Source organism: Leptolyngbya boryana PCC 6306 (assembly GCF_000353285.1).
In the GTDB taxonomy this organism is placed as follows: Bacteria; Cyanobacteriota; Cyanobacteriia; order Leptolyngbyales; family Leptolyngbyaceae; genus Leptolyngbya; species Leptolyngbya boryana.
In genome coordinates this window covers 5,801,090-5,823,705 of sequence record NZ_KB731324.1, presented here as the reverse complement: position 1 = coordinate 5,823,705, position 22,616 = coordinate 5,801,090, and the positions used below count along the sequence as shown (strand labels likewise).

Annotated in this window: 23 protein-coding genes; 12 read left to right on the top strand and 11 right to left on the bottom strand. The window is 47.3% G+C overall.

What is annotated here, in order from left to right; all coding sequences use genetic code 11:
- Positions 1–61: 61 nt before the first annotated feature.
- Both LEPBO_RS0129035 and LEPBO_RS0129030 read right to left on the bottom strand, forming a co-directional pair.
- On the bottom strand, positions 62–484 hold the full coding sequence (locus LEPBO_RS0129035) for a DUF309 domain-containing protein (protein WP_017291110.1): 423 nt from the start codon (positions 482–484) through the stop codon (positions 62–64).
- Positions 485–499: 15 nt separating this feature from the next.
- Positions 500–1,621: a DUF58 domain-containing protein gene (locus LEPBO_RS0129030; RefSeq protein ID WP_017291109.1), complete on the bottom strand. Its 1,122-nt coding sequence runs from the start codon at positions 1,619–1,621 to the stop codon at positions 500–502.
- Between the two features lie 282 nt (positions 1,622–1,903).
- Between LEPBO_RS0129030 and LEPBO_RS0129025 the strand changes: the two genes are divergently transcribed.
- The 7 genes from LEPBO_RS0129025 (at position 1,904) to LEPBO_RS0128995 (ending at position 9,970) form a co-directional block, all read left to right on the top strand.
- A complete protein-coding gene (locus LEPBO_RS0129025) occupies positions 1,904–3,181 on the top strand; it encodes a type IV pilus twitching motility protein PilT (protein ID WP_017291108.1) in 1,278 nt (425 codons plus the stop codon).
- Positions 3,182–3,256: 75 nt separating this feature from the next.
- Complete coding sequence (locus LEPBO_RS38595) at positions 3,257–3,868, top strand: 2OG-Fe(II) oxygenase (protein ID WP_017291107.1); 612 nt, start codon at positions 3,257–3,259, stop codon at positions 3,866–3,868.
- Between the two features lie 34 nt (positions 3,869–3,902).
- A complete protein-coding gene (gene grxC, locus LEPBO_RS0129015; protein ID WP_017291106.1) occupies positions 3,903–4,163 on the top strand; it encodes a glutaredoxin 3 in 261 nt (86 codons plus the stop codon).
- 78 nt (positions 4,164–4,241) lie between these two features.
- Positions 4,242–5,210, top strand: coding sequence for a glutathione synthase (gene gshB, locus LEPBO_RS0129010; protein ID WP_017291105.1), 969 nt, complete (start codon positions 4,242–4,244; stop codon positions 5,208–5,210).
- Positions 5,211–5,435: 225 nt separating this feature from the next.
- Positions 5,436–7,634, top strand: a complete 2,199-nt coding sequence (locus LEPBO_RS0129005) for a CHASE2 domain-containing protein (protein WP_017291104.1) — start codon at positions 5,436–5,438, stop codon at positions 7,632–7,634.
- An 82-nt stretch (positions 7,635–7,716) separates the two neighbouring features.
- Positions 7,717–8,421 (top strand): MFS transporter, encoded by a 705-nt coding sequence (locus tag LEPBO_RS38590; protein ID WP_051077833.1) that lies wholly within the window; start codon positions 7,717–7,719, stop codon positions 8,419–8,421.
- The gene (locus LEPBO_RS0128995; RefSeq protein WP_017291103.1) at positions 8,405–9,970 is read left to right on the top strand and encodes an MDR family MFS transporter; all 1,566 of its coding nucleotides are present in this window, start codon (positions 8,405–8,407) and stop codon (positions 9,968–9,970) included. The genes LEPBO_RS38590 and LEPBO_RS0128995 overlap by 17 nt, the downstream gene beginning before the upstream one ends.
- A 34-nt stretch (positions 9,971–10,004) precedes the next feature.
- On the opposite strand, the gene LEPBO_RS38585 is transcribed toward LEPBO_RS0128995, so the two are convergent.
- Positions 10,005–11,393, bottom strand: a complete 1,389-nt coding sequence (locus LEPBO_RS38585; RefSeq protein ID WP_017291102.1) for an adenylate/guanylate cyclase domain-containing protein — start codon at positions 11,391–11,393, stop codon at positions 10,005–10,007.
- 103 nt (positions 11,394–11,496) lie between these two features.
- On the opposite strand from LEPBO_RS38585, the gene alr reads away from it, so the two are divergent.
- A complete protein-coding gene (gene alr, locus LEPBO_RS0128985; RefSeq protein ID WP_017291101.1) occupies positions 11,497–12,729 on the top strand; it encodes an alanine racemase in 1,233 nt (410 codons plus the stop codon).
- A 120-nt stretch (positions 12,730–12,849) separates the two neighbouring features.
- On the opposite strand, the gene LEPBO_RS0128980 is transcribed toward alr, so the two are convergent.
- Both LEPBO_RS0128980 and LEPBO_RS0128975 read right to left on the bottom strand, forming a co-directional pair.
- Positions 12,850–13,614, bottom strand: coding sequence for a hypothetical protein (locus LEPBO_RS0128980; RefSeq protein WP_017291100.1), 765 nt, complete (start codon positions 13,612–13,614; stop codon positions 12,850–12,852).
- A 487-nt stretch (positions 13,615–14,101) separates the two neighbouring features.
- On the bottom strand, positions 14,102–14,491 hold the full coding sequence (locus tag LEPBO_RS0128975; RefSeq protein ID WP_017291099.1) for a Mo-dependent nitrogenase C-terminal domain-containing protein: 390 nt from the start codon (positions 14,489–14,491) through the stop codon (positions 14,102–14,104).
- A gap of 548 nt (positions 14,492–15,039) precedes the next feature.
- On the opposite strand from LEPBO_RS0128975, the gene LEPBO_RS0128970 reads away from it, so the two are divergent.
- Together LEPBO_RS0128970 and mltA are read left to right on the top strand one after the other, a co-directional pair.
- A complete protein-coding gene (locus LEPBO_RS0128970; RefSeq protein WP_026149006.1) occupies positions 15,040–15,291 on the top strand; it encodes a hypothetical protein in 252 nt (83 codons plus the stop codon).
- A gap of 68 nt (positions 15,292–15,359) precedes the next feature.
- Positions 15,360–16,523 carry a murein transglycosylase A gene (mltA, locus tag LEPBO_RS0128965; protein WP_017291097.1) on the top strand — a complete coding sequence of 388 codons (1,164 nt, stop codon included), beginning with the start codon at positions 15,360–15,362 and terminating at the stop codon, positions 16,521–16,523.
- Between the two features lie 123 nt (positions 16,524–16,646).
- Here the strand turns inward: mltA and lexA are convergent, their stop codons facing one another.
- A complete protein-coding gene (lexA, locus tag LEPBO_RS0128960; protein ID WP_017291096.1) occupies positions 16,647–17,267 on the bottom strand; it encodes a transcriptional repressor LexA in 621 nt (206 codons plus the stop codon).
- Between the two features lie 297 nt (positions 17,268–17,564).
- Here lexA and hemL point away from each other — a divergent pair, with 297 nt between their 5' ends.
- Entirely contained in the window at positions 17,565–18,863 is a 1,299-nt protein-coding gene (gene hemL, locus LEPBO_RS0128955) for a glutamate-1-semialdehyde 2,1-aminomutase (RefSeq protein WP_017291095.1), read from the top strand.
- A 75-nt stretch (positions 18,864–18,938) separates the two neighbouring features.
- Here the strand turns inward: hemL and LEPBO_RS41275 are convergent, their stop codons facing one another.
- From LEPBO_RS41275 to LEPBO_RS0128930, 5 genes are all read right to left on the bottom strand, one after another.
- Positions 18,939–19,103: a metallothionein gene (locus tag LEPBO_RS41275; RefSeq protein WP_071596192.1), complete on the bottom strand. Its 165-nt coding sequence runs from the start codon at positions 19,101–19,103 to the stop codon at positions 18,939–18,941.
- Positions 19,104–19,238: 135 nt separating this feature from the next.
- Positions 19,239–19,730: a YajQ family cyclic di-GMP-binding protein gene (locus LEPBO_RS0128945; RefSeq protein WP_017291093.1), complete on the bottom strand. Its 492-nt coding sequence runs from the start codon at positions 19,728–19,730 to the stop codon at positions 19,239–19,241.
- A 16-nt stretch (positions 19,731–19,746) separates the two neighbouring features.
- Positions 19,747–20,175: an MAPEG family protein gene (locus tag LEPBO_RS0128940; protein WP_017291092.1), complete on the bottom strand. Its 429-nt coding sequence runs from the start codon at positions 20,173–20,175 to the stop codon at positions 19,747–19,749.
- A gap of 6 nt (positions 20,176–20,181) precedes the next feature.
- Complete coding sequence (locus LEPBO_RS0128935; protein ID WP_017291091.1) at positions 20,182–20,688, bottom strand: hypothetical protein; 507 nt, start codon at positions 20,686–20,688, stop codon at positions 20,182–20,184.
- 36 nt (positions 20,689–20,724) lie between these two features.
- A complete protein-coding gene (locus LEPBO_RS0128930) occupies positions 20,725–21,309 on the bottom strand; it encodes a PadR family transcriptional regulator (RefSeq protein ID WP_017291090.1) in 585 nt (194 codons plus the stop codon).
- A gap of 132 nt (positions 21,310–21,441) precedes the next feature.
- Here LEPBO_RS0128930 and LEPBO_RS0128925 point away from each other — a divergent pair, with 132 nt between their 5' ends.
- Positions 21,442–22,593 (top strand): ABC exporter membrane fusion protein, encoded by a 1,152-nt coding sequence (locus tag LEPBO_RS0128925; RefSeq protein WP_017291089.1) that lies wholly within the window; start codon positions 21,442–21,444, stop codon positions 22,591–22,593.
- The last annotated feature ends 23 nt before the right edge of the window (positions 22,594–22,616 follow it).

The following is a 22,616-nucleotide window of genomic DNA, read 5'->3' as shown; positions in this document are numbered from 1 at the left end:
ATCGTGCGAATAAATTTCAAGACGAGCGATCACGAAGACAAGTTTCTATATACATGACTCTTCAACGATTTGCTGTGATTTTCTGGATGATTGGTGGACGGAGAAAAATTTTATCGACAGATTCAAGTGGTGGATCGTCAGTCAAAACGATTTGATCAACGCGATCTTGTCCTGCGGCTTGAATTTCGCTGAGTAAGGCTGATACATCTTCTACGAGTTGCTCAACCTCAATCCCACCATATTCAGGTTGATAGTCGCTTAATCGATTTAATCCCTCCCCTATCAGAATGACGGCTCCGCGCCAGTTGTAATTGCCTAAATGGTAGAGTCCCACCGCAATCTGTAAAATGCCCTGATAGAATTTTTTATCGACGACAGGAGCTTCGATCCAAATCGCTTCTAAGGTGTCATGGCAGGCGTAGAATTCGCCCTGATTAAATTGCTCGATTCCCTGCCAAAATTCTTCTGGGATGTCTGTGTCCATGTTGTGATTTTATCGCTAAACACTATCTTGCAACTGCGCCTGCAGCGATCGCTCTTGTTCCACCCGAATTCCCAAGTTCGCTGTCGTCTGTCCCTGTCCCCACAAGACCCAGCGACTTCCACTCGGAAGTGTATTCAAACTGCTCGAATTCTGCGTCAGCCAAACGATGGTTCCTTCAGGCAACCGATCTGATGTCACCTCTTGATGCGGCTGAACCTCTGCTAAGGTTTCCAAAACCAGTTGCCGTCCCCGGATTGCCCCAGATTCTGCTGTCCACACTCGAATGCTCAAGGTCTGTCGCTCTCCGTAAAAATACAGCGATGCCGCAGTCGTGACTGCCTGCTCAAATGCTTCACGATCCCAAGTTGCCGCACTATCTAAGGCAATCACAATCTCTTGCCCACTGGTTAAAATCTCTAACTCTCGCACGCGCAACTCGCCATACCGAGCACTACTGCGCCAATGAATCATCCGCATCGGATCGCCCCAACGATAGGGACGCAGCGATCGAGTGATGCCCTGCGTCGAATTCTGCGCCCGCTGCGACTGCATTTGCAAACTCATCTCTTGCCCAATCTGATCAATCAACGGGCAGCGGCTCAACGGCAAAACCTGTGGGTAAATCACCGCGATCGCATCGGCTCGAAACGTCTTGCGATACCAAAACAAACCCAAAGGAGCTGCCGTTCGCAGTTGCACTTCATGCCAGCGGTAAATTCCCCGCTGCTCGGCTCGATGCTGGTAAACCCAGTAATAAGGAGTGGTCGGATGAATCAATTCCACAACCTTTTCAACAGGCTTGCCGAAGACAGACGGAATGAAATCGGTTGCTTGAATCAAAGTTTTTCTTTTTCGAGTCGGATTTTGAATAAACAACTCGATCGTTAAATTCTCACCGACACTCACGGGCTGAATTGGACGGCGGGTGATTGATAATCGGGACAGCGTTCGTCGGGAGAGAATAGCCGCGATCGCCAACAGCGCCAACACAACGCCGCTCATGACATATAGCCAACCGGACATCGAATTCGTCGCCGCGAGAAAGAAGAAAATGCCCATCCCAGCCAACAACCCACCGCTATAAGCCGGATTGATCCAATGAGATTCGAGCCAGTCTGTAAGGCGAGAGATACGCATGAGAGTTCTGTAAAGGCTTTGCAAAGGGACGTGATTTCAGAATGCACCAGACTGTGAACCGAGAGAACCTTTTCGATGAAGAGTTTCCCGGAATTTTTCGCTCAGCTGATCACAGCCTCAGTGCTTTATCCGTACAAAAACTTTCTGCAAACTTTTTCTCTCCGTATTTCTACGATGCCATGACATCAGGTACAGTCTGGGGAATCAGAGTATTTCTCTAGCCGCCCCCTCGTCAACTTGCCCATTCCCCTCGATCCCGGCGAAATACGGAAGCCTGAGTATATGACACAAGTAAATCCTTTTGACGAGTCGGTTAAATCTAGCTCGCGTTCTCGATCGCTGACTGAACCTGTTGCGGTTCCTCCTCCTTCCATTCCTCTCGGAGCCAAACGCAATCCAGTTCCCGCTACGCCGCGATCGATGCCACCGAGTTCAGTGCCGACGATTCGACAACTCGTTCAAGATGCGTATGCGAAACAGGCATCTGATATTCACCTGCGCGTGGGTGAACCCGTTCGCTATCGGATTCGAGGGCAAATGATCCGGCAAAATCAAGCCGCAGTCACCCCCGAAATGTTCGATCGCTTTTTAGCCGAGATGCTCACTCCCGAGCAGTGCGAACGGTTTCGGCAAGAGAAAGAACTTGATACCGCCATCTTCTATCCTGGTTTCGTCCGCTGCCGGGTGAACTGCTTTGAGAGTTTGACGGGCGGCGCGATCGTACTTCGTCTGATTAGTCTAGAGGTTCCCACGATCGATCGACTGGGCTTACCTTCAGTGCTCAAACATCTAGTCAGCTATCAGCAAGGCTTGATTCTCCTCACAGGACCCACTGGCTCCGGAAAATCGACCTCGATCGCGGCAATGATTCGCCACTTGAACGAGACCGATCAGCGCCATATTGTCACGATCGAAGATCCGATTGAGTATGTTCACACCTCGCAGAATTGCCTGATTAGCCAACGAGAGGTCGGACTGCATACGCATGAGTTTGAACACGCACTCAGAGCGGTTTTGCGCGAAGATCCAGACGTAATTTTGATCGGGGAAATGCGCGATCGCGTCACGGTCGATACAGCCTTAAAAGCGGCTCAAACTGGGCATTTAGTCCTTGGAACCCTGCACACAAAAAGCGCGATCGCAACTGTGAATCGTCTGCTGAATATCTATACGCCGGATGAGCAGGACGCGATGAGAGTTCAGATTTTAGAATCTCTGATTTCGGTTGTGGCTCAGCAATTGTTACCGACGACAGACGGACATCGAACTGCGGTGCATGAAATCTTGCTCAATACACCTGCAATGCAAGATTACCTGCTCAAAGGCAATGATATCGAAGCATTCCAATTGATGGAGACTGGCACCAATGAAGGAATGCAAGTGATGAACCAAGCGTTGTGTGAGTTGATCTTACTCGGCAAAATTACGCCTGAAGATGCCGTGAAAGCGTCTCCAGATTTGGGAGATCTCCGCCGTCGCGTCCGTAATGAAGGCTACGATCCAGGACGGTCTTCAAATCGGGAATTTGATCCGTCTGCACGAGATTATCATCCGGCTTAAATCCGATTTTGAAAATTGTTGAGTCTTTGCGATCGTATTTCGTGTGAAATAGCATCGTTGACGATCGCAAAATTTATGTCTTTTGACCAACCCGCTCAATTTCTCCAAATCGATCACTTCCTCGCCAATGAGGATCGTCTGAATCTCTTGGAATATGTACTCGATCGCGAAGCTGATTTTGTCCCAACCAGCACTGCAACTGGCGACCTCGACTATCGCAAATCCTGGATTCTCTATCACTTTGAAGCGTACGAAAACTGGATGATTCAGAAAATCACACCGCTCCTGCCGCGTCTGTTCCATGCCTGGAATATCGAACCCTTTGCCATCTCACAAATTGAGATTCAACTCACCGCTCACAACGACGGTCACTATTACAAAATCCATAACGATAACGGTAGCCCAGATGCAGCAACTCGAACCATGTCGTATGTCTATTATTTCAACCGAGAACCGACAAACTTCTCAGGCGGAGCATTACGGCTTTACGACATGCGAATCGAAAATGGACACTACGTTCAAGCAGAGACTTACCGAGACATCCAGCCCGTGAATAATCGGATTGTGTTCTTTCCTAGCCATTGCCTGCATGAAGTCTTACCGATTTCTTGTCGATCGCGCAATTTTGCCGACAGCCGTTTTACACTAAATGGCTGGGTTCGTCGCGAAGCGACCGAGTATGTCTAAAATTAACAAATGTTGCTAATGCTAGGAAATTTGTATGACTCCTCACGTTGAAATCTACACCTGGAGTACCTGTCCCTTCTGTATTCGGGCAAAAGCGTTACTCGATCGCAAAGGTGTGCAGTACACCGAATATTGTCTCGATGGCGACGAACCCGGACGGGCAAAAATGGCAGAACGCTCAAACGGTCGCCGCTCTGTCCCACAGATTTTTATCAACGATCAGCACATCGGAGGGTGTGACGACATTCACGCCTTGGATCGATCCGGCAAACTCGATCCGCTGCTTGCTGCCTAGATCAATGTCTCGATCAATTTGGGAGTTGGTGACTCCAATTCCCACTCTACCCACTTTTCTCTAACGGACTGAGCTGCTGTGAAAATTGCATTTATCATCGATCCGATCGATCGCCTAGACCCAACTCACGACACCAGCGTGGCATTTATGGAAGCTGCCCAGCAACTTGGGCACGAAGTCTGGATCACACAGGCGAATCGGCTCAGTGTCGTTCAAGGCAAAGCCCATGCGACTTTAGAGCGAGTCACACTTGTCCCAGTCACCCTCGGCGAAAATCGATGGATTGCAGTTGACCAGTGGTTTCAAACTGAAGCACCTGTGTTTCTTCCTCTCGAAACCATGGATGCAGTCTTCATGCGCACTGATCCTCCGGTCAATACAGCCTATCTCTACGCAACGTATATTCTCGACTACGTTGATCCTGCCAAAACGAAAGTGATCAACTCACCGTCAGGAATCCGCGCCGCGAATGAAAAAATGTATGCGCTGCAATTCACTGAGGCGATTCCTGAAACGATCGTCACGCAAGAAAAGCGCGTCATCCTGCAATTTTTAGAACAGCAAGGAACTGCCGTTTTAAAGCCGTTAGGCGGAAAAGCGGGCGAAGGAATTTTGTTCTTGCAAGCGGGCGATCGCAATCTCAACTCGATGATTGAAATCAGCACTCAGCAAGGCACATTACCGATCATGGTGCAAACCTATCTGCCCGAAGCCAAAGACGGCGACAAGCGGATTATTCTGCTCAATGGTGAACCGATCGGAGCCGTCAATCGCATCCCGACGGGCAATGAATTTCGAGGCAATATGGCAGTTGGGGGCAGAAGTGCCCAGACCGACATTACCGATCGCGAAAAAGCCATCTGCAAAATGCTAGCTCCCACACTGCAAAGAGATGGACTTTTCTTTGTCGGCATTGATGTGATTGGGGGCTACTTGACCGAAGTGAATGTCACCAGCCCAACCGGAATCCGCGAAGTCGATCGACTTAATGACACCCAGTTAGCGGTACAAGTGATCGAATCGATTCAGAACCTCGAGTCGAAATGATAAAATCCTTCCAGCAATTTCAACTGGCGATTCATTAAAGAAGGTAGCCAGCCACAAGCCCCCTTGTACTGACTACCCGCTCGCAAGGGCGACTTACCCGACCCTTGCTCGACTAAGCTAACTTAACGCTGAGGTCGGCTAGGCAAAGGCAGAATAAAGAAATTGCAGATAAATGATGAAGTTCTCAGCGCTCGTACGTACCGTCAGGCTAGTTTGTGAACTGCAATGATCAAAGAATTTGCGCCGTGGCAAGAAATTTGGAACAGAGTCAAGACAACGCTGCGCCAAACTGCCAGAGTCTGGATTCCAGCTTCTGCAATCGCAGGCAGTGTGATTGGGCTGCGAACGACCGGAATCATACAGCCTTGGGAATTAAGCTATGTTGATAGTTTCTTTCAGGCACGTCCGGCAGAGCCAGTCGACGATCGCATTGTGATTGTCGGCATTCGAGAAGCGGAATTACAACAGCATGGATGGCCGTTGAGCGATCGCACTTTGGCAGGATTACTGACCAAAATTGAAAGTGCTAAACCTCGCGCGATCGGGCTGGATATTTACCGCGATCACACCGTCAGAGAAGGCAATGCTGAACTCGAAAGAGCCTTTCAAACCATGCCGAATCTAATCGGCATTCAGAAAATGCCCGATCCTGAAAGTCCAGGTGTTGCAGCTTCTCCAACGCTCAAGAAGCTGGGACAAGTTGGATTTAACAATGTGATCTTCGATCCTGATCGCAAGATTCGACGGGCAGTCCTATATTGGTTTGAAAATCGTCAGAAATTTCGGAGTTTCTCGATGATGTTAGCGCTGCGCTATCTCGAAAACCAAGGCATTCGCGAAGAGGGAGCGCCTCATGATGCCAAAATTCTAAAGCTTGGACAAGCGATATTTCCCCGATTTCAACAGAATGATGGGGTTTATGTGAATGCAGATGATGGGGGATATCAGATCATCGCCAATTTTCGAGGTGGGGCAGGACATTTCCGAACGGTGATGATGCAAGATGTCTTGGATGGAAAAGTGCCAGCCGAGCAGTTGCGCGATCGCATTGTTTTGATTGGCTCGCTCGCACCGAGCTTAAAAGATTTTTCAGCCACACCCTTTAGTGGAGGTTTCACTCGTACGCCTATCGAAGTGGCAGGGGTGGAAATTCAGGCAAATTTTATTAGCGAAATTTTGAACGTGGCACTCGGGCAGCGCAGGCTTTTGAAAAGTTGGAGTGAGCCTGTCGAATACATCTGGATTTGGACATGGGCGCTAATTGGCACTAGTGTTTGTTGGCGACTGCGTTCTCCTCAGCGCAGTTTTCTGGCAGTCGTTTTGCTAGGTGGGGGACTTACCGGAATTTGCTACGGATTATTTCTGGCAGGGTGGATTGTGCCCTTTGTGCCCGCAGCGATTACTTTAGTCACTTCAGCCACGGTTGTGATTGCTGCGATCGCGCATTCCCAAGAAGAGTTAAAGCGATCGAAAGAGTTTCTTTCGCGTGTGATTAATTCCATTCCTGATCCGGTATTTGTCAAAGATGCTGAGCATCGGTGGGTAGTTCTGAATGAAGCGTATTCTAAATTACTTGGAAAACCGCTCGAAGAATTAATCGAGAAATCGGATTACGAAATTTTTCCAGAACATGAAGCAGATGTGTTTCACCAGCAGGATGAATTAGTGTTCAGATACAAGAATGAATTAGAACACGAAGAAGAATTTACAAGCACGAATGGTGTGACTTACCACATTGCAACAAAGCGATCGCTACACAAAGATGCGGCAGGGAATCTATTTTTAGTCGGTGTCATTCGCGACATCACACAACGGAAAACGATTGAAGAAGAATTGAGACGAACAACCGAAGAGTTATATCAGTCAAATGTGGAACTACGCTTATCGCAAGACAGATTGAACTATATTGCCAATCATGATGCGTTAACTGGATTACCGAATCGGATCTTGTTGTACGAACGGATCAAACAAGCGATCGAGATGACGAAGGCAAGTAATCAAATTACCGCTTTACTGTTTCTCGATTTAGACGGATTTAAACAGATTAATGACACATTAGGACATGCAATTGGTGATTTGCTGTTACAGGCAGTTGCCAGACGGCTCAGCGGTTGTTTAAGAACGAGTGATACAGTCGCGCGTTTAGGCGGGGATGAATTTGTTGTGCTGCTACCCGCAATTCCAGACATTCTGACCGTGACGCAGATCGCTAGAAAGATTTTAAGCCGTTTATCACAAGCATTTGCCATTTCGGGACAGACCTTATTGGTGACGACGAGCATTGGGATTGCGATCTTTCCAGAACATGCAGATGATTTGGAACTACTCATCGAGAAGGCAGATGAAGCCATGTATCACGCTAAACGATCGGGTAAAAATCAATTTTCGATCGCCGATCGTATTCCCGTCGAAAACCATGACTAATTGGCAAAATCCGTCGATAGAGAGTGTTTGCCATCTCTGAAAACGCTCACACTGGGAGGCGCACTCCTCAGAAACTTAAAAGATGCAGTTTCCAGAGACGTTTCGCGCGCTCGAATCCCGAAACTACCGCCTGTTTTTCATGGGGCAAGGGCTTTCTCTGATTGGAACTTGGATGAGCCAAACAGCCCTAATTTGGCTGGTTTATCACTTAACGAATTCTGCATTACTTCTGGGAGTGGTCGGATTCGCGCAGCAAATTCCGAATTTCCTTTTGAGTCCGTTTGCAGGCGTTTTAGTTGATCGTTGGAACCGTCAACACACGTTGATTGCGACTCAGGCTCTGTCCATGCTGCAATCTTTGCTGTTAGCTGTTTTAGCGTTTAGCAACGCGATCGATCTCTGGTATATCATTGCGCTCAGTGTGTTTCAAGGCTGCGTCAATGCGGTCGATATTCCTGCGCGCCAGTCGTTTGTCGTGCATTTAGTTGATCGACCAGAAAATTTAGGAAATGCGATCGCGCTCAATTCTTCGATTTTTCGTGGAGCACGATTGATGGGTTCTGCGATCGCAGGATTATTAATCGCAGCAGTGGGCATTCCCGCCTGTTTTGCGATTGATACGGTTAGCTATGCTGCTGTGATTGCAGGGCTGTTTGCCATGCGGTTGCGAAAGCGTGAAATGCCAATCCCTTCACAAGATGAAACCGTGCCTCGGCATATACAATCAACCTCATCCCTATCAACCTCATCCCTAATCATTGGAGGATTGCGTGTCTATTACTGCTAGCGATCGAGATCAGGTTTCATTGAAAACGTGGATCGGGGTATTTGGCACGGTCTTGGGTGCATTTATGGCAGTGTTGGATATTCAAATTACGAATTCGTCGTTAAGAGATATCCAAGCTGCACTTGGAGCGACTTTAGAAGAAGGATCTTGGATTTCGACTTCTTATTTAGTTGCGGAAATTGTTGTAATTCCGCTGACAGGTTGGCTATCGCAGATTTTCTCAGTTCGTCGCTATCTCCTTGTCAATGCTTCTCTGTTCATTCTTTTCTCGATCCTGTGTGCATTTGCTTGGAATTTACCCTCGATGATTGTGTTTCGAGCACTTCAGGGGTTCACGGGTGGTGTGCTGATTCCAATGGCATTTACCGTGCTGCTGACGACTTTACCACCGTCGAAACAACCGACTGGGATGGCATTGTTTGGTATTACAGCAACCTTTGCACCATCGATCGGGCCAACCTTCGGAGGTTGGTTAACTGAAAACTTTAGCTGGCACTATGTTTTTTATATCAATCTGATTCCAGGCGTGTTATTGCTCACAGCCGTTTGGTATGCGATCGATTCCCGCCCGATGCAGCTCGATCGCTTAAGGGATGGCGATTGGGGTGGCGTGATTGCGATGGCGATCGGGCTTGGATCTTTTCAAGTCGTGCTTGAAGAAGGCAGTCGAAAAGATTGGTTTAGCTCTGATTTGATCGTTCGATTAGCCGTGATTGCTGTAATCTTCTTGAGTATTTTCTTCTGGATTGAACTGACTCGGAGGCAACCTTTTATCGATCTCAGATTGATCAAAGAACGCAATTTTGGACTAGCCAGTGTCATTAACGTTGCACTTGGGTTAGGACTGTACGGCTCAGTTTATATTTTGCCGCTTTACTTAGGACAGATTCAGGGATACAACGCGCTACAAATCGGTGAAGTGCTGATGTGGGTTGGATTTCCTCAATTACTGGTGATTCCGTTTGTTCCCCGGTTGATGAAAATCGTGGATGTGCGGCTCTTGATTGGAGTTGGGGTGAGTCTGTTTGCTGTCAGTTGTTTTATGAATTCGACTTTTACGAATTTGACCGGGATGGATCAATTGCGAACTGCTTTACTGGTTCGGGCGGCAGGGCAGCCTTTGATTATGGTTCCACTTTCGACAGTCGCGACAGCGGGCTTAGCGCCTAATCAAGCGGGATCAGCGTCTGGATTGTTTAATATGATGCGAAATTTGGGTGGGTCGATTGGTATTGCCGCGATCGCGACGCTCCTCACTCAGCGCCAGCAATTTCACTCCAACCGTTTAGGAGAAAGTATTTCTAATTTCAATCCTGCCACTCAAGAGCGATTGAATCAGCTGACACAATATTTTGTCAGTCGAGGTTCGGATTTAGCCTCCGCTCAAAATCAGGCATTAGCCGCGATCGATAATGTTGTGCGTCGTGAAGCCTATATTCAAGCGTTCAATGATTGCTTTTACTTCATCGGGTTCGCATTGCTCGTTAGCGGTATTGCAGTGCTATTTTTCAAAAAGGTGAAAGCCGAAGGCGTGAGCGCTGGACATTAGCAGACTCATCCTCGCGTAGTGAGAAATCGGAACCTCATAAAACACTGGCTTCTGATGTTGCAGCGGAAACTTCCTTTCTGTTCTTTAACCAATAGGTCATCATTTCCCCGCGCCCTTTTACCTCAATCACTCCTCGTGGCTCAAAATGATGTGTCTCTACTAGCCGCAGATAAGTTGCTTCTGTGACTTGAATCCCACCTGCAACTCCGTGAGACTCCATACGACTTGCAATATTCACGGTATCGCCCCACAGGTCATAAATAAATTTCCGCAACCCAATCACGCCCGCAACGACTGCACCCGTATTCATCCCAATCCGAATGCTAAAGGCTTCTCCCGTCTCTAAATTGAATTGATTAATCGCCTTTTGCATGTCAATTGCCATGTCCGCGACTGCGATCGCATGATCGTCACTCGGATGTGGTAATCCGCCCACGACCATATACGCATCACCGATCGTTTTAATTTTCTCTAATCCATGCTGTTCTGCTAAGCGATCAAAGCGCGAAAAAATTTGATTCAATAACCCCACCAACTCCTGGGGCGAGGTTCGAGCCGACAAACTGGTAAAGCCAACAATATCCGCAAATAGAACTGTTACATCTCCAAAGCCATCGGCAATATGCGGCTGAATCTCATCGGGCGTTTCTTTGAGCCGTTGCGCGATCGGGCTTGGCAAAATATTCAACAGGAGACGTTCGGACTGGGCTTGTTCTGCTGCCAGCTGTTGAGCGGTCTCTTGCGTCATCGACAGGGAAGCTTCCAGATCATTGAGTGCCTTCTGCAACTGATCAACCGCAGGACGAAACACCAAAATTCCTTCTAATAGCAAGATCAGCATCAGCAATCCGAACAGACTCAGTTCTACCGCTCGGAGTTGTGCAATTCCTTCTTGTGCCTGCTGGTTGTAAGACAACAGCAACTGATTAATCCGCTCAGAAAATTCTTTCCCACTTTCTCGAATTTCCTTCAGATAGTATAAAGTTTGAGCAGGTCGCTTCCGACCCGATTCCAGTTGCATCAACGCTTCAACTGCTTGCCGAATCCGACGATGCGAGGGGACAAGGGCATCCGCTTGATTGCGAATCTCATTGCCAGACCTGCTAAAACTCATGGCTTCCCGAATTGCACTTTGAACTTTTTGATCGGCAACCTCCCACTCTTGGAGAATGTTTTCAATCTCTTGAATCTGTGTCGCATTACTTTGAGTCGAATCAATTTGTAGTGCCAAAGTCGCTTCTCGTAACTGCCAACTTAGCATTCTCTGTCGGCTTGCAATCTCGACGACTGTTGCATTTTGCTTTTGTTGAGACAGCATCGATTGGACGATCGCTTGACCTAAAAGCGCTAGGAATGCCACTGTACCGAGAGAAACGATATAAAGTAAAGTCAAGCGATGGGTCGAAGATCGGGGAGTTGACATGTTCAACACTTAGGAACGCAGCTAAACGCTATATTTCCCGATTGTGAAAGAGAAGTGACGATTAAACTGTCAGGATGAATGGTGTGATCGAGGAGTAAACGTGATGTTGAGTTGGGATCAAAGTTCGAGTATTGCTCTGATGCAGCGAGAGCGAGCTTGGGTTGAGATTGACCTCGCGGCACTGTCCCATAATGTGCAGCAGATTCTCAGCCTGATGTCTCCCCAGACTGAATTAATGGCAGTGGTCAAAGCGGATGCGTATGGTCATGGATCTGTGACTGTGGCGCAGACCGTTCTACAAGCAGGGGCAAGCTGGCTTGGTGTAGCGACGATCCCAGAAGGCATTGAATTGCGAGAAGCGGGGATTGAAGCGCCGATCTTGGTTTTAGGCGCGACTCATACCGCTGATCAAATTCGAGCGATCGAGCATTGGCGGCTTCAACCTACTCTCTGCACCCCCAAACAGGCTTTAGTGTACTCAGAATCGGTTCGAGGCAGCGTTCTGCCCGTTCATATCAAACTCGATACGGGCATGTCTCGATTGGGGACATCGTGGGAGCAGGCAGTTGAGTTTGTGCAGTTGGTCAAGGGTTTGCCGAATTTGTCGATCGATAGCATTTATTCCCACTTAGCAACAGCTGAAGATCTCGATCCCACGATCCGAAAACAACAGCAAAAACGTTATGAAGCAGCGATTCGAGCCTGTGGATATGACTTAGCGGGCAAGCATCCCCGCTTTCATTTGGCCAATTCAGCCGGAACGATGGTTGATCCGAGTTTGCACTATGACATGGTACGGACGGGGCTGATTTTATATGGATTGTATCCAGCAGAGCATTTGCGATCGGGTTCGCACTTACCGCCAGCGTCGCGGTTAGATCTCCGCCCCGTGATGCAAGTCAAAGCGCGAGTGACCCAGGTTAAAAGGATTCAGCCGGGGACTGGGGTAAGTTATGGGCATCGATTTGTTGCCGATCGAGACACGACGATCGCGGTGGTTGGGATTGGCTATGCCGACGGAGTGCCGCGTAATCTCTCGAACAAGATGAAGGTTTTAGTCCGAGGACAACAGGCAGCGCAAATTGGCTCGATCACGATGGATCAATTAATGCTGGATGTGAGCCATATTCCAGCGTTGCAAGAAGGAGAGGTGGTGACGCTACTCGGACAAGATGGTAACGAAAAAATCTTGGCAGATGATTGGGCAAATTTGTTAGGAACAATTTCCTGGGAGATTCTGTGTGGATTTAAGCATCGCTTGCCACGAGTTTCGGTAGGTCAGCCCTATGTGGCGAAACGAGCAGTCTTTGATCCAATCAAGAGAACTTTAGGTTAGTGCAAAATCTGTTTCGGCTCCGCTCAACGATCGAATTTTTTCGATCATTCACAAATCCTGCCTAGTGCGCAGGTTGGGCGGAGTCGAAACCCAAATTTCACAAATTCATCAAGGTTGCTTCTACAGCAAGTTAAATCGATGCAGTTGAGACTCAATCGCTTTTGGCAATAATTTCCGCAATTGGGTCTTATCTTTAAACGTCAATCGATTCTGACTCGGCAAATCAAAGGGAAAATATCCCGGCATGTCCGATCGCTCCATTTGTACCATCAGAACTTGCTCGGTTCGCTTACTGCTCAGGGCATATCCCGTCTCGATACATACTTTTGGACTGGGAATGAGCAGCGGAGGCGTATCAGAAATTTCAGCGATCGAAGTTGCATCGCCAATAAATAATAAAGACTGACGAATCGATCGCATCAGAGAACTATTGAGCCGAATTGCGCCTTCGCTCAGCCGATGGGATTCGCGTAGCGTTAGAGGTAAGCGCGATCGACGATTCAAGCTTTCTACGACAGAAATCAGTTCTTCGCGGATCAGATCGCTCGACTCATCAAACTCATTTTGATAAGAAAAGAAGATTTCAGGCTCCAAATTCGCCATGACTTCTTGTTTTGAGAAATAGATTTCGTGGCTCGACAGATCAATATTAGAAATTGCGTAACCACCGCTTCCTTCGATATAGAATTCAACAATTTCACCAAGGAGATAGCGTTGGAACCACGATGATTTTTTCACCTCATCGCTATCTTCTAAAAAATCAGCACGCAAGCCCGACTTCAGCAAACTATTCTTGCTCAACCTCAAATCGTGGGGACGTTTTTCTAGTTCCCGAATGGGTTCATACTGTTCCAAATACCAGGCTTTGAGAGCAATAATCGCCATGCTGAAATCTGCCTTCTCTTTAAAATTACAACAACACCCAAGTCTTACTCTCTGAGTGACTTCCTCACATTAATCCATTCTAGATAGAGTTGAACAAATTGGATACTTAATTTTAAGCGCCGACTTGTTAAAGACTCTCAGCTATGCCAGAAGAGGAAATATCAAATTTCGGTCTTGGGTGTTGTTGGACGAGACAGATATAAAGTGAAACAGCAGTTGTACCTCTCTTTATTTAACTAGATTTGGCTGTTTGATCTGCCAGGGAAGTTATTCACTAACCTCAATTTCAAAGATACCACTTTGTCCCCAAAGATCTAGGGCATGAAACCAAAGTTTAGAGTCTTAGAAGCACCCAATTCAATCTATATTTCTGCTTGTAAATGACTAAATTTAGAAATATAAATTGCAGCGTGTAAAGCCCTGAAATTAATTGCAATAAAAAAGCGGCTCCGGGAGAAGCCGCTGTACAAGACAAGAATTGGAAGCTTTAACAATATTGGTTGATATCTTCGCCGCATTCATCAGCGAGATAGCACAATGCGCGGAACCGTAATCCAACGACTTCTTCGTATAACGGATTCAGTTTGCACAGAGGCGGAATGTGAAAGAGAGTCTTGCCAAAGAGCGAAACCGTTCGCTCGAATGGACACTGGGCTGGAATCGATTTTGCGATGAAGTGAGCAAATTCTGGATTTGTAACTTGGAGGTTGTCTAACTTGCGGCGCAGGGGGGCAATGAGATCAAAGGGCTTACGACTTGGTTGAGAGTAAGGTGTAGAGGCGGTTAGGGGGTGATAAACCCATCCTGAAACCGCGATAGTGTTGTGACTGTGACGATCGCGCTCTGGCGCGGAGCCACCAGGTTTCCGAAAGCTCATGCTGAAACGTTCCTTGGACTGGTGAGAGATGTGTAGAGGTAAAGGATTCCGTCCGTGAAGTGACGACTATAGGAAATGAAGCCATTCCGGGCGAAGCTTACAATTCAGAATCCGGTTGACAGACCAGTTTCTATAGTTATGTATCAAAATAGCTTCACTGATTGTAACAATTTTTACGAGATTACTACTTTCTTTGCAAATTTCCTGCAATTCGGTAGAACTTTGTTGCCACGTTTTTATGAAGTAAATTTGACACTTTTTATTCTAGTCTTTCTTTCTAAAGATAGAAGGTCATTCTCGCCACATTTACAGGATTTATATTTAATTTCTGAATGGAATTGATGCGTTTCACGAATCGCTAAAATTCACTATTCAAAAGTTAAAAATTACAGGCAGAATTCTGTAACAGAGATAACGGAATAATTTAATGTCTCGAAGCTTAATCTGCTGTCTCTCCCCTCCTCACCTGATAGTTCTTTGTACACTCCGCCCATACTGAGTCTGTCCTGCGATGCAAAAGACGATCGCTCAATTGAGAGGAAACTCAGATGCCTAGAACGCCTAGCGAATTTTCCGTGCATATTATGATGGAGGGAGGACACCGGGAAGAGGTGCGTTTCCCAACGATTCAAGAGTTTCAGAAGTGGTACAGCGGCGAACTGATGCCGAAGGCTGCTTCTGAGGATTTTATTAGCGTTCCGATTAAAAATATCCAAGGCGAATACATGGTCGTTCGTCCGGCGCGCGTTATTAGCTTGAGAGTTGAACCGCTGTTTGCAGGCAGTGTGGATCGCTATTAACTTGCTGCTGTGGAACTTGTAGGGGTAATCTATTGTCGGTTTTGATTACCCCATGTTCAGTTCTCCCCATGAAACGATCGCTGATTCTTGCAAGTCTACTTTTTCTCGGTGTGCCTGCGATCCCCTTACTTGCACAGCCCAAACCTACGACTCAACCTGCTGCCAAACCCGCTCAAGTTCCGCTTAAACCGATCGCACCCTCTACCGTTGCGGTGGATGATCAGATTTTGCGCGATCGCCGCTCTGTGCTCGGCGCAATTGATCAGAGTTTGAGATATCTTCAGACCTCGAAAGCGATTCAGGCGTATCAGAACTATCCGGTTAAAGAAATTACGCGCGATCGTGTGATCCGAAGTCTGAGACGATTTCGCCAATTACTCCTGACTGCAAAATCTGAGGCGGCACTTTCAGCGGCGATCGCAAAAGAATTTACTGTTTATCAATCAACCGGGAAAGACAATCAGGGCACGGTTGCGTTTACGGGGTATTTCGAGCCTGTTCACACGGCAAGTCGAAAAAGAACAGCGGAATATCGATATCCGCTTTATGCGCTACCTGCCGGATTTTCGCAGTGGAAAAAGCCGCATCCGACTCGCTTGGAATTAGAAGGAGCGGATGGATTACAAGGCAAGCAGGGGAAATTGCGGGGTGCAGAATTAGTCTGGATGCGCGATCGCTTGGAGGCATTCCTGATTCAAGTGCAAGGATCGGCGCGATTGAATCTCACGGATGGAACGACGATGACGATCGGCGTTGCCGGAATTACTGATCAGCCTTACAGCGGCATCGGGCGGGAACTGATTAAAGATAACAAGCTGAAATTAGAGGATTTGAATTTGCCGAATGTTCTGAAATATTTTCAAGAAAATCCGAAAGATTTAGATGTCTATCTGCCTCGAAATCGGCGGTTTGTATTTTTCAGAAATACGTTTGGTGCGCCTGCGTTAGGGAGTTTGGGCGTTCCGCTGACGGGCGATCGCTCCATTGCCACAGATAAGTCTTTGATGCCACCAGGGGCATTGGCGTTGATTCAGACACAATTGCCAATCGCGAATTCGCAGAAGCAACTCGAACAGCGATCGGTGAGTCGGTTTGTGTTAGATCAAGATACCGGAGGCGCAATTATTGGAGCAGGTCGAGTTGATATCTTTACAGGAACAGGTGTACAAGCTGGCAATGAAGCTGGCTTGATTAATGCCACTGGGCAACTCTATTACTTGCTCCTAAAGTAGGACGAAAATGCTTGGCGAATAGAATTTGTCAGGCATCACTCAAAAGCTGTTGATTCTAAATTCCAATAAAAAACTCCACTGATTTCTATCAGTGGAGGCAGTTGCAACTTCAAAAACGCAGCTTTACAGTTTGCCGTAACCGCGCCAAACACCGACTAAAACGCCTTGAACTTCAACTTCCGAAGCTGGAACTTCAGTAATCGGATAAAGTTCACGATTGGGATTACCAGGCTTCAGAATGACTTTGCTGCCTTTGCGCTCAAAATATTTCAAAGTGGCTTTGCCCTGGTGATGAGCCGCAACGATCGTGTCATTTTTAATCGTTCTTGCATCATTCACAGGCTGCAAAATCACAATATCGCCATCATCGATCAGCGCATCGATCATGCTATGACCGCGCACTTTTAAGGCAAAATGGCTCGGTTTTAGCAGCAAGTTCGATAAGTCGAGATATTCAACTTCCACATCGGGAAAAGTTTCTACCAGACTCGTTGCTGCGATCGCGCCACGGATTGGAATTCCTTGCGGATGTGAATTGAGAATCCGAATTGTGCGGGCTTGCCCTTCTGTCCAGCCGATGTAACCCTTGTTCCGAAGGTGCTCCAGTCGGCTCTGGACAGGAGCCGGAGACTTCAAATTCATTGCGGTCATCATCTGCCGAATTGACGGAGCATGTTGGTGGTCGCGGATATAGTCAACCAGCCAATCGTAAAGTTGTTGTTGGGCTTCGGTAAGGGGTTCCATAAACTTCCTAGGTGGACATACAAACAATTAAGGGATTTTAGAACACTTGTATCACGAATTTGAGCGTTCGTCTAGTAAATTTGTTTATCGTTCTTAGAACGTTTGTATCTTAACGAGTCAAAAAATACGCAAGTGAGTTGTTCTCCTGTTTTTTCAGGTTTCCAGCGGGTTCTGAGACGAATGATTACCATGCGGTTTCGCGATCTGGTTAAGATGATGTAGTTATCAAAAGAGGCGGTAATGAATCGCCTCTTTTTTCAGCGACTCCGATTTTTCTGACGGAGTAAGGAGAGAACTTTGATCACTGGCAATTTAAAAACCACCAAATCAGATGAGATTTTTTCTGCCGCTCAAAAGCTGATGCCCGGTGGCGTTAGCTCTCCGGTACGAGCATTCAAATCGGTAGGTGGTCAACCGATCGTCTTCGATCGCGTCAAAGGTGCTTATGCTTGGGATGTCGATGGCAATCAATACATCGATTATGTTGGCACATGGGGGCCAGCAATCTGCGGTCATGCTCATCCTGAAGTCATTCGTGCGATTCAAGAGGCTGCCGAAAAAGGAACAAGTTTCGGTGCGCCTTCCGCTCTCGAGAACGTGCTGGCAGAAATGGTCATCGATGCGGTTCCCAGCATTGAAATGGTGCGCTTCGTGAATTCTGGTACAGAAGCTTGTATGTCCGTATTGCGCCTAATGCGGGCATTCACCGGACGCGAGAAAATCATCAAGTTTGAAGGTTGCTATCACGGACATGCGGACATGTTCTTGGTGAAAGCAGGTTCTGGTGTGGCAACGTTGGGATTGCCCGATTCTCCAGGTGTGCCCAAATCAACCGCAGCGAGTACCCTCACTGCGCCTTACAACGATTTGGAAGCGGTGAAGAAGTTATTTGAAGAAAATCCAGGTGAAGTTGCTGGTGTGATGCTAGAACCGATCGTTGGAAATTCTGGCTTCATTGTGCCTGAACCTGGGTTTCTAGCAGGTCTGCGCGAGTTGACTCGCGAGTATGGCGCGCTGTTGGTCTTCGACGAAGTGATGACGGGCTTCCGGATTGCTTACGGTGGAGTTCAGGAGAAATTTGGCATTACTCCTGATTTGACCACGTTGGGTAAAGTTATCGGTGGTGGCTTACCTGTCGGAGCTTACGGCGGTCGTCGGGACATTATGGAGATGGTTGCTCCTGCAGGCCCGATGTATCAAGCTGGCACGCTTTCAGGAAATCCTCTGGCAATGACGGCGGGCATTAAGACGTTGGAATTGTTACGGCAACCGGGAACTTATGAAACGCTCGATCGCATTACGTCTCGTCTGATCGCTGGATTGCTGAATGCGGCGAAAGAAACAGGTCATGCAGCATGTGGTGGTTCGATCAGTGGAATGTTTGGCTTCTTCTTTACCGAAGGGCCCGTTCATAACTACGAAGACGCGAAAAAATCGGATCTCAGCAAATTCAGCAAGTTCCATCGCGGCATGTTAGAGCAAGGTGTCTACCTGGCTCCGTCGCAGTTTGAGGCTGGATTTACCTCTCTAGCTCATACCGATGAGGATATCGATCAAACGATCGCAGCCGCAAAATCGGTCATGTCAAGTCTGTAATCGCGATATTGCCTCACAGTCACTTGAAAATGAATTGTGAAAAAACCGCAGAAATAATTTCTGCGGTTTTTTCAATTAGCAGGTACAGCCTTGATGACCACAATCCCCATGTCCGTTTGGATGTCCTTCTGCACAAGCCTCGCTGCAATAGAAATGGTCATTTTTCTTGACTGCATTCTCGATCGACACGATGCACAGGCAAGCTTCACACGCACATTTCATCTGAGTTACGGTTGCCATGGTTGATTCTCCAATCTTTTCCTTATTAACCTAACATATGAACAGTTATTCAGATATTAAGAAAAATAGAAGGAGCATCGATTCGAGTAACATTCCCGATTCATGCTCCAACCCAAGAAACTTTAGACGATGAACTTACCGATAGTTGGTAAACTGCAATGCCACCGGAAAATCTTCTTGTTTCATCCGCTGCATCACGGCTTGCAAATCATCCTTTGATTTTGCAGTCACTCGAACGGCATCGCCTTGAATTGAGCCTTGAACTTTCTTGTATTCATCGCGAATAATCTTAGTGATCTGCTTGGCGATATCTTGGCTGATGCCTTTTTTCAACTTAATTTCTTGTCGAACGCGACTTCCGCTCGCGGATTCAACCTTGCCATAATCGAAAATCTTCAAGGACAGATTCCGTTTTGCAGCTCGCTGTTGCATCAGCGTATGCACTGCATCTAGGGTAAATTCGCTATCGGTGTTAATTACGATCGCATCAGCATTCAACTCGATCTCCGTTTTCGTATCTTTGAGATCGTAGCGGCTGAGAACATCGCGCTTCGTTGTGTCGATCGCATTGACGAGTTCCTGACGATCGAAGTCGCTCACAATATCAAACGAAAAAGTAGAAGCCATAAAACAAAAAAGTCTTTTAGAGCGTGCTGATCAAGCTTAGTCCGATTAACGTAAAGCTGCAAACTGAGCCAATTCCGAACATCAACGATCGCAAAATGGAGACATTCAGAATGTAAAAAACGGGATACAGAAATCGTGCCACGATCCAAGCGATCGCTGCCCATCCTGCCCATGCGGAAGTTTGATGAGTCACATACGCCATCAATGCTGCCGCGGCAAAAATCGGAAAGGCTTCGAGCGCATTCTGATGTGCCCAAGTAGCTCGCTTTCCATAGTCCGGCAATTGATCAAAGGTGGCGCGCGGGGCTGCCATCATTTCTTTGTTCGTGAGATACCCAATCTGAGCGCGGGCGTACGCAACAACTAAAAATGGCACATAAATCCACACGACTGCGACCGCGATCGCAATCAGCAGCAAGCTCGGGACGGACAATCCAAACAACATAAAAATTTAGTCGAAATAGAACAATGTCACAACTTTGCGCTGATCTTCAGCATCGCGGCAGGTTTGTAGCAGCGTGTGACTATCATGGAACGCAAACGAAATGAGCTGTTGACAGCGAGAAATGATTTCCTGGTTACAGAGCGCACTCGCTTCGCCAAGAGAAAGGCTATTATTCTCTGGACACTCGACTAAATGCATGACGGTTTCAAGCTGCTCACGAGACTCACGGGGTTGTCGATCGAGTCCTTGCGGCAAAATCACCGTTAACATCGACGGATCAGCCCGTAATGCTCCTCGAATTGCAGCAAAATTTGTCCCGGTCGAGCCGGATGTAATAATCCGGTTCCCTTCTAAAACCAACGCATACGTCATCAGTTCAATCAGAGTTTGGTGCGTAATCGGCACGTGGCGTGAACCGAGAATCGCAATCCGTTTCGACCCTGTTTGCTGAATCGTGGCGAGTTCTTGTAGAAAATCATCTACTTTAGGTAGATCGTCGATCGATTGACTCAAAGGATGTACATCTAATTGACAACGCCGTTCATTGTATCAGACACCCTTGCCTTCCGCTTGATTTGCGAATAGTTTGAGAACTTCATCACACCATTCGATATAGTCTGTTTCATAGCGAATGCCGCGCCGCAACACAAGGTAACGGTATTTTTGGGCAATTGGCAGATGATCGGAATCTGGATAAAATTTGCGCTCGATTTGGTGATACGTCGCGAGTCGCTGCTGATGCAGTTCTCGATGTCGCTGGAATTCTTCGATTAGTTTGGCAACGGAAGCGGACTGTTCGATCGCATGAGCAACGGGGATCAATTGCGCTGCCCAAAGTTTCACGAGCAAGTCTTCTTTGATCGGCATGACTTCACAAGGTTGGAGCAGCCATTCGATTAAGAATGTTTCGCCCGCTTTGGTGATGTGATAGAGCTTTTTGTCGGGTCGTCCTGCTTGCGCGATCGTGCTGACTTCAACCAATGCCTGCTCTTCGAGCTTGCTGAGTTCGCGATAAATTTGCTGGTGCGTTGCCTTCCAGAAAAAATTCACCGACTGATCAAAATCTTTTGCCAGATCGTAGCCGCTGTAAGGGCTGTCGATTAAAAGAGCCAAAATTGCGTGACTCAATGCCATAAATTTGAACCTCAAACCATTTGAATCTTAAATGCAATTTTTTGCATACAAAACTGTTGACATATTCAATTAGTTGCATATATTCTAGCAAGTGTTATGCAACTAAGTGCATAGTAATTAGGAGTTAAAACTATGCAGCAGATTCAACCACGATCGATTGGAATTGCGGTTATTTTGACAGCGTTTGGGGCGATCGCGCTCTATCAATTTCGTCCGAAAACGGTGGCAGTTGCGATTTCTGATGCTCCTGCCATTCAAGCGATAACGGCATTGGGGAGATTAGAACCGAAAGGAGAAGTGATCCAACTGGCAGCCAATCCGCCTGGAAGTCGAATTGCTGAATTGCGGGTGAAGTTGGGAGATCGAGTCCGCAAAGGTCAAATCATTGCCGTGTTGGATACGCACGATCGCGCTTTAGCAGCTTTAACTCAAGCCCAGAAGCGAGTCGGAATTGCTCAAGCAAAATTGGCGCAGGTGGAAGCAGGCGCGAAGCGGGGAGAGATTTCTGCACAGCAGGCAACGATTGATCGCACTGAAGTGCAATTGCGTGAGGATGTGGCAGCGAAAGATGCGGCGATCGCGAAATTAGAAGCAGAAGTAAAAAATGCCGAATTGGAATTTCAGCGATACGAATTCTTAGAAAAACAGGGTGCGATTTCCACTTCTCTCAAAGATGGGAAACGATTAACCTTAGATGTTTCGCGTCAGCAATTAGCAGAAGCAAAAGCCAATCGAAGACAGGCAGCCGAAACGATTGCGAAACAAGTCAAAGAAGCCGAAGCCACGTTAGATCGGATTGCTGAGGTGCGTCCGGTGGATATCGAGGCAGCACAGGCAGAGGTGCAAAGTGCGATCGCTGCTGTTCAACAAACTCAAGCAGAGCTGGATTTAACAGTCGTTCGTGCGCCGAGAGATGGGCAGATTCTCAAAGTTCATACCTGGGAAGGCGAGATCATCGATAGCAAAAATGGAATTGTCTCGATCGGGCAAACGGATGTGATGTATGCCGTTGCCGAAGTGTATGAGACCGATTTGCCAAAGATTCGAGTCGGACAGGCAGCAACGATGACGAGCGTATCGGGTGGAAAACTCGCACGATCGCTCAAAGGCAAAGTAGACGAAATTGGCTTAGAAGTTGCCAAGAAAGATGTTTTGAACACCGATCCAGCGGCATCGATCGATGCGCGAGTGGTTGAAGTCAAAGTTCGACTCGATCCAGAGGACAGTCAGAGCGTTGCAGGCTTAACGAATATGAAACTGCAAATCGCGATCGGCCTTCAATAATTACTGATCTTCGCTAATTTTAG

Excerpts from the sequence above, each read along its gene's own strand:
- mltA (WP_017291097.1), top strand. The coding sequence starts at position 15,360 with ATGAAACGATCGCTGATTCTTGCAAGTCTACTTTTTCTCGGTGTGCCT.
- LEPBO_RS0128940 (WP_017291092.1), bottom strand. The coding sequence starts at position 20,175 with ATGTTGTTTGGATTGTCCGTCCCGAGCTTGCTGCTGATTGCGATCGCG.
- LEPBO_RS38595 (WP_017291107.1), top strand. The coding sequence starts at position 3,257 with ATGTCTTTTGACCAACCCGCTCAATTTCTCCAAATCGATCACTTCCTC.
- grxC (WP_017291106.1), top strand. The coding sequence starts at position 3,903 with ATGACTCCTCACGTTGAAATCTACACCTGGAGTACCTGTCCCTTCTGT.
- LEPBO_RS41275 (WP_071596192.1), bottom strand. The coding sequence starts at position 19,103 with ATGGCAACCGTAACTCAGATGAAATGTGCGTGTGAAGCTTGCCTGTGC.
- LEPBO_RS0129035 (WP_017291110.1), bottom strand. The coding sequence starts at position 484 with ATGGACACAGACATCCCAGAAGAATTTTGGCAGGGAATCGAGCAATTT.
- LEPBO_RS0129005 (WP_017291104.1), top strand. The coding sequence starts at position 5,436 with ATGATCAAAGAATTTGCGCCGTGGCAAGAAATTTGGAACAGAGTCAAG.
- LEPBO_RS0128970 (WP_026149006.1), top strand. The coding sequence starts at position 15,040 with ATGCCTAGAACGCCTAGCGAATTTTCCGTGCATATTATGATGGAGGGA.
- LEPBO_RS0129025 (WP_017291108.1), top strand. The coding sequence starts at position 1,904 with ATGACACAAGTAAATCCTTTTGACGAGTCGGTTAAATCTAGCTCGCGT.
- LEPBO_RS0128930 (WP_017291090.1), bottom strand. The coding sequence starts at position 21,309 with ATGGCATTGAGTCACGCAATTTTGGCTCTTTTAATCGACAGCCCTTAC.
- LEPBO_RS0128925 (WP_017291089.1), top strand. The coding sequence starts at position 21,442 with ATGCAGCAGATTCAACCACGATCGATTGGAATTGCGGTTATTTTGACA.
- LEPBO_RS38585 (WP_017291102.1), bottom strand. The coding sequence starts at position 11,393 with ATGTCAACTCCCCGATCTTCGACCCATCGCTTGACTTTACTTTATATC.
- lexA (WP_017291096.1), bottom strand. The coding sequence starts at position 17,267 with ATGGAACCCCTTACCGAAGCCCAACAACAACTTTACGATTGGCTGGTT.
- alr (WP_017291101.1), top strand. The coding sequence starts at position 11,497 with ATGTTGAGTTGGGATCAAAGTTCGAGTATTGCTCTGATGCAGCGAGAG.
- LEPBO_RS38590 (WP_051077833.1), top strand. The coding sequence starts at position 7,717 with ATGCAGTTTCCAGAGACGTTTCGCGCGCTCGAATCCCGAAACTACCGC.
- LEPBO_RS0128975 (WP_017291099.1), bottom strand. The coding sequence starts at position 14,491 with ATGAGCTTTCGGAAACCTGGTGGCTCCGCGCCAGAGCGCGATCGTCAC.
- LEPBO_RS0128945 (WP_017291093.1), bottom strand. The coding sequence starts at position 19,730 with ATGGCTTCTACTTTTTCGTTTGATATTGTGAGCGACTTCGATCGTCAG.
- LEPBO_RS0128980 (WP_017291100.1), bottom strand. The coding sequence starts at position 13,614 with ATGGCGATTATTGCTCTCAAAGCCTGGTATTTGGAACAGTATGAACCC.
- LEPBO_RS0129030 (WP_017291109.1), bottom strand. The coding sequence starts at position 1,621 with ATGCGTATCTCTCGCCTTACAGACTGGCTCGAATCTCATTGGATCAAT.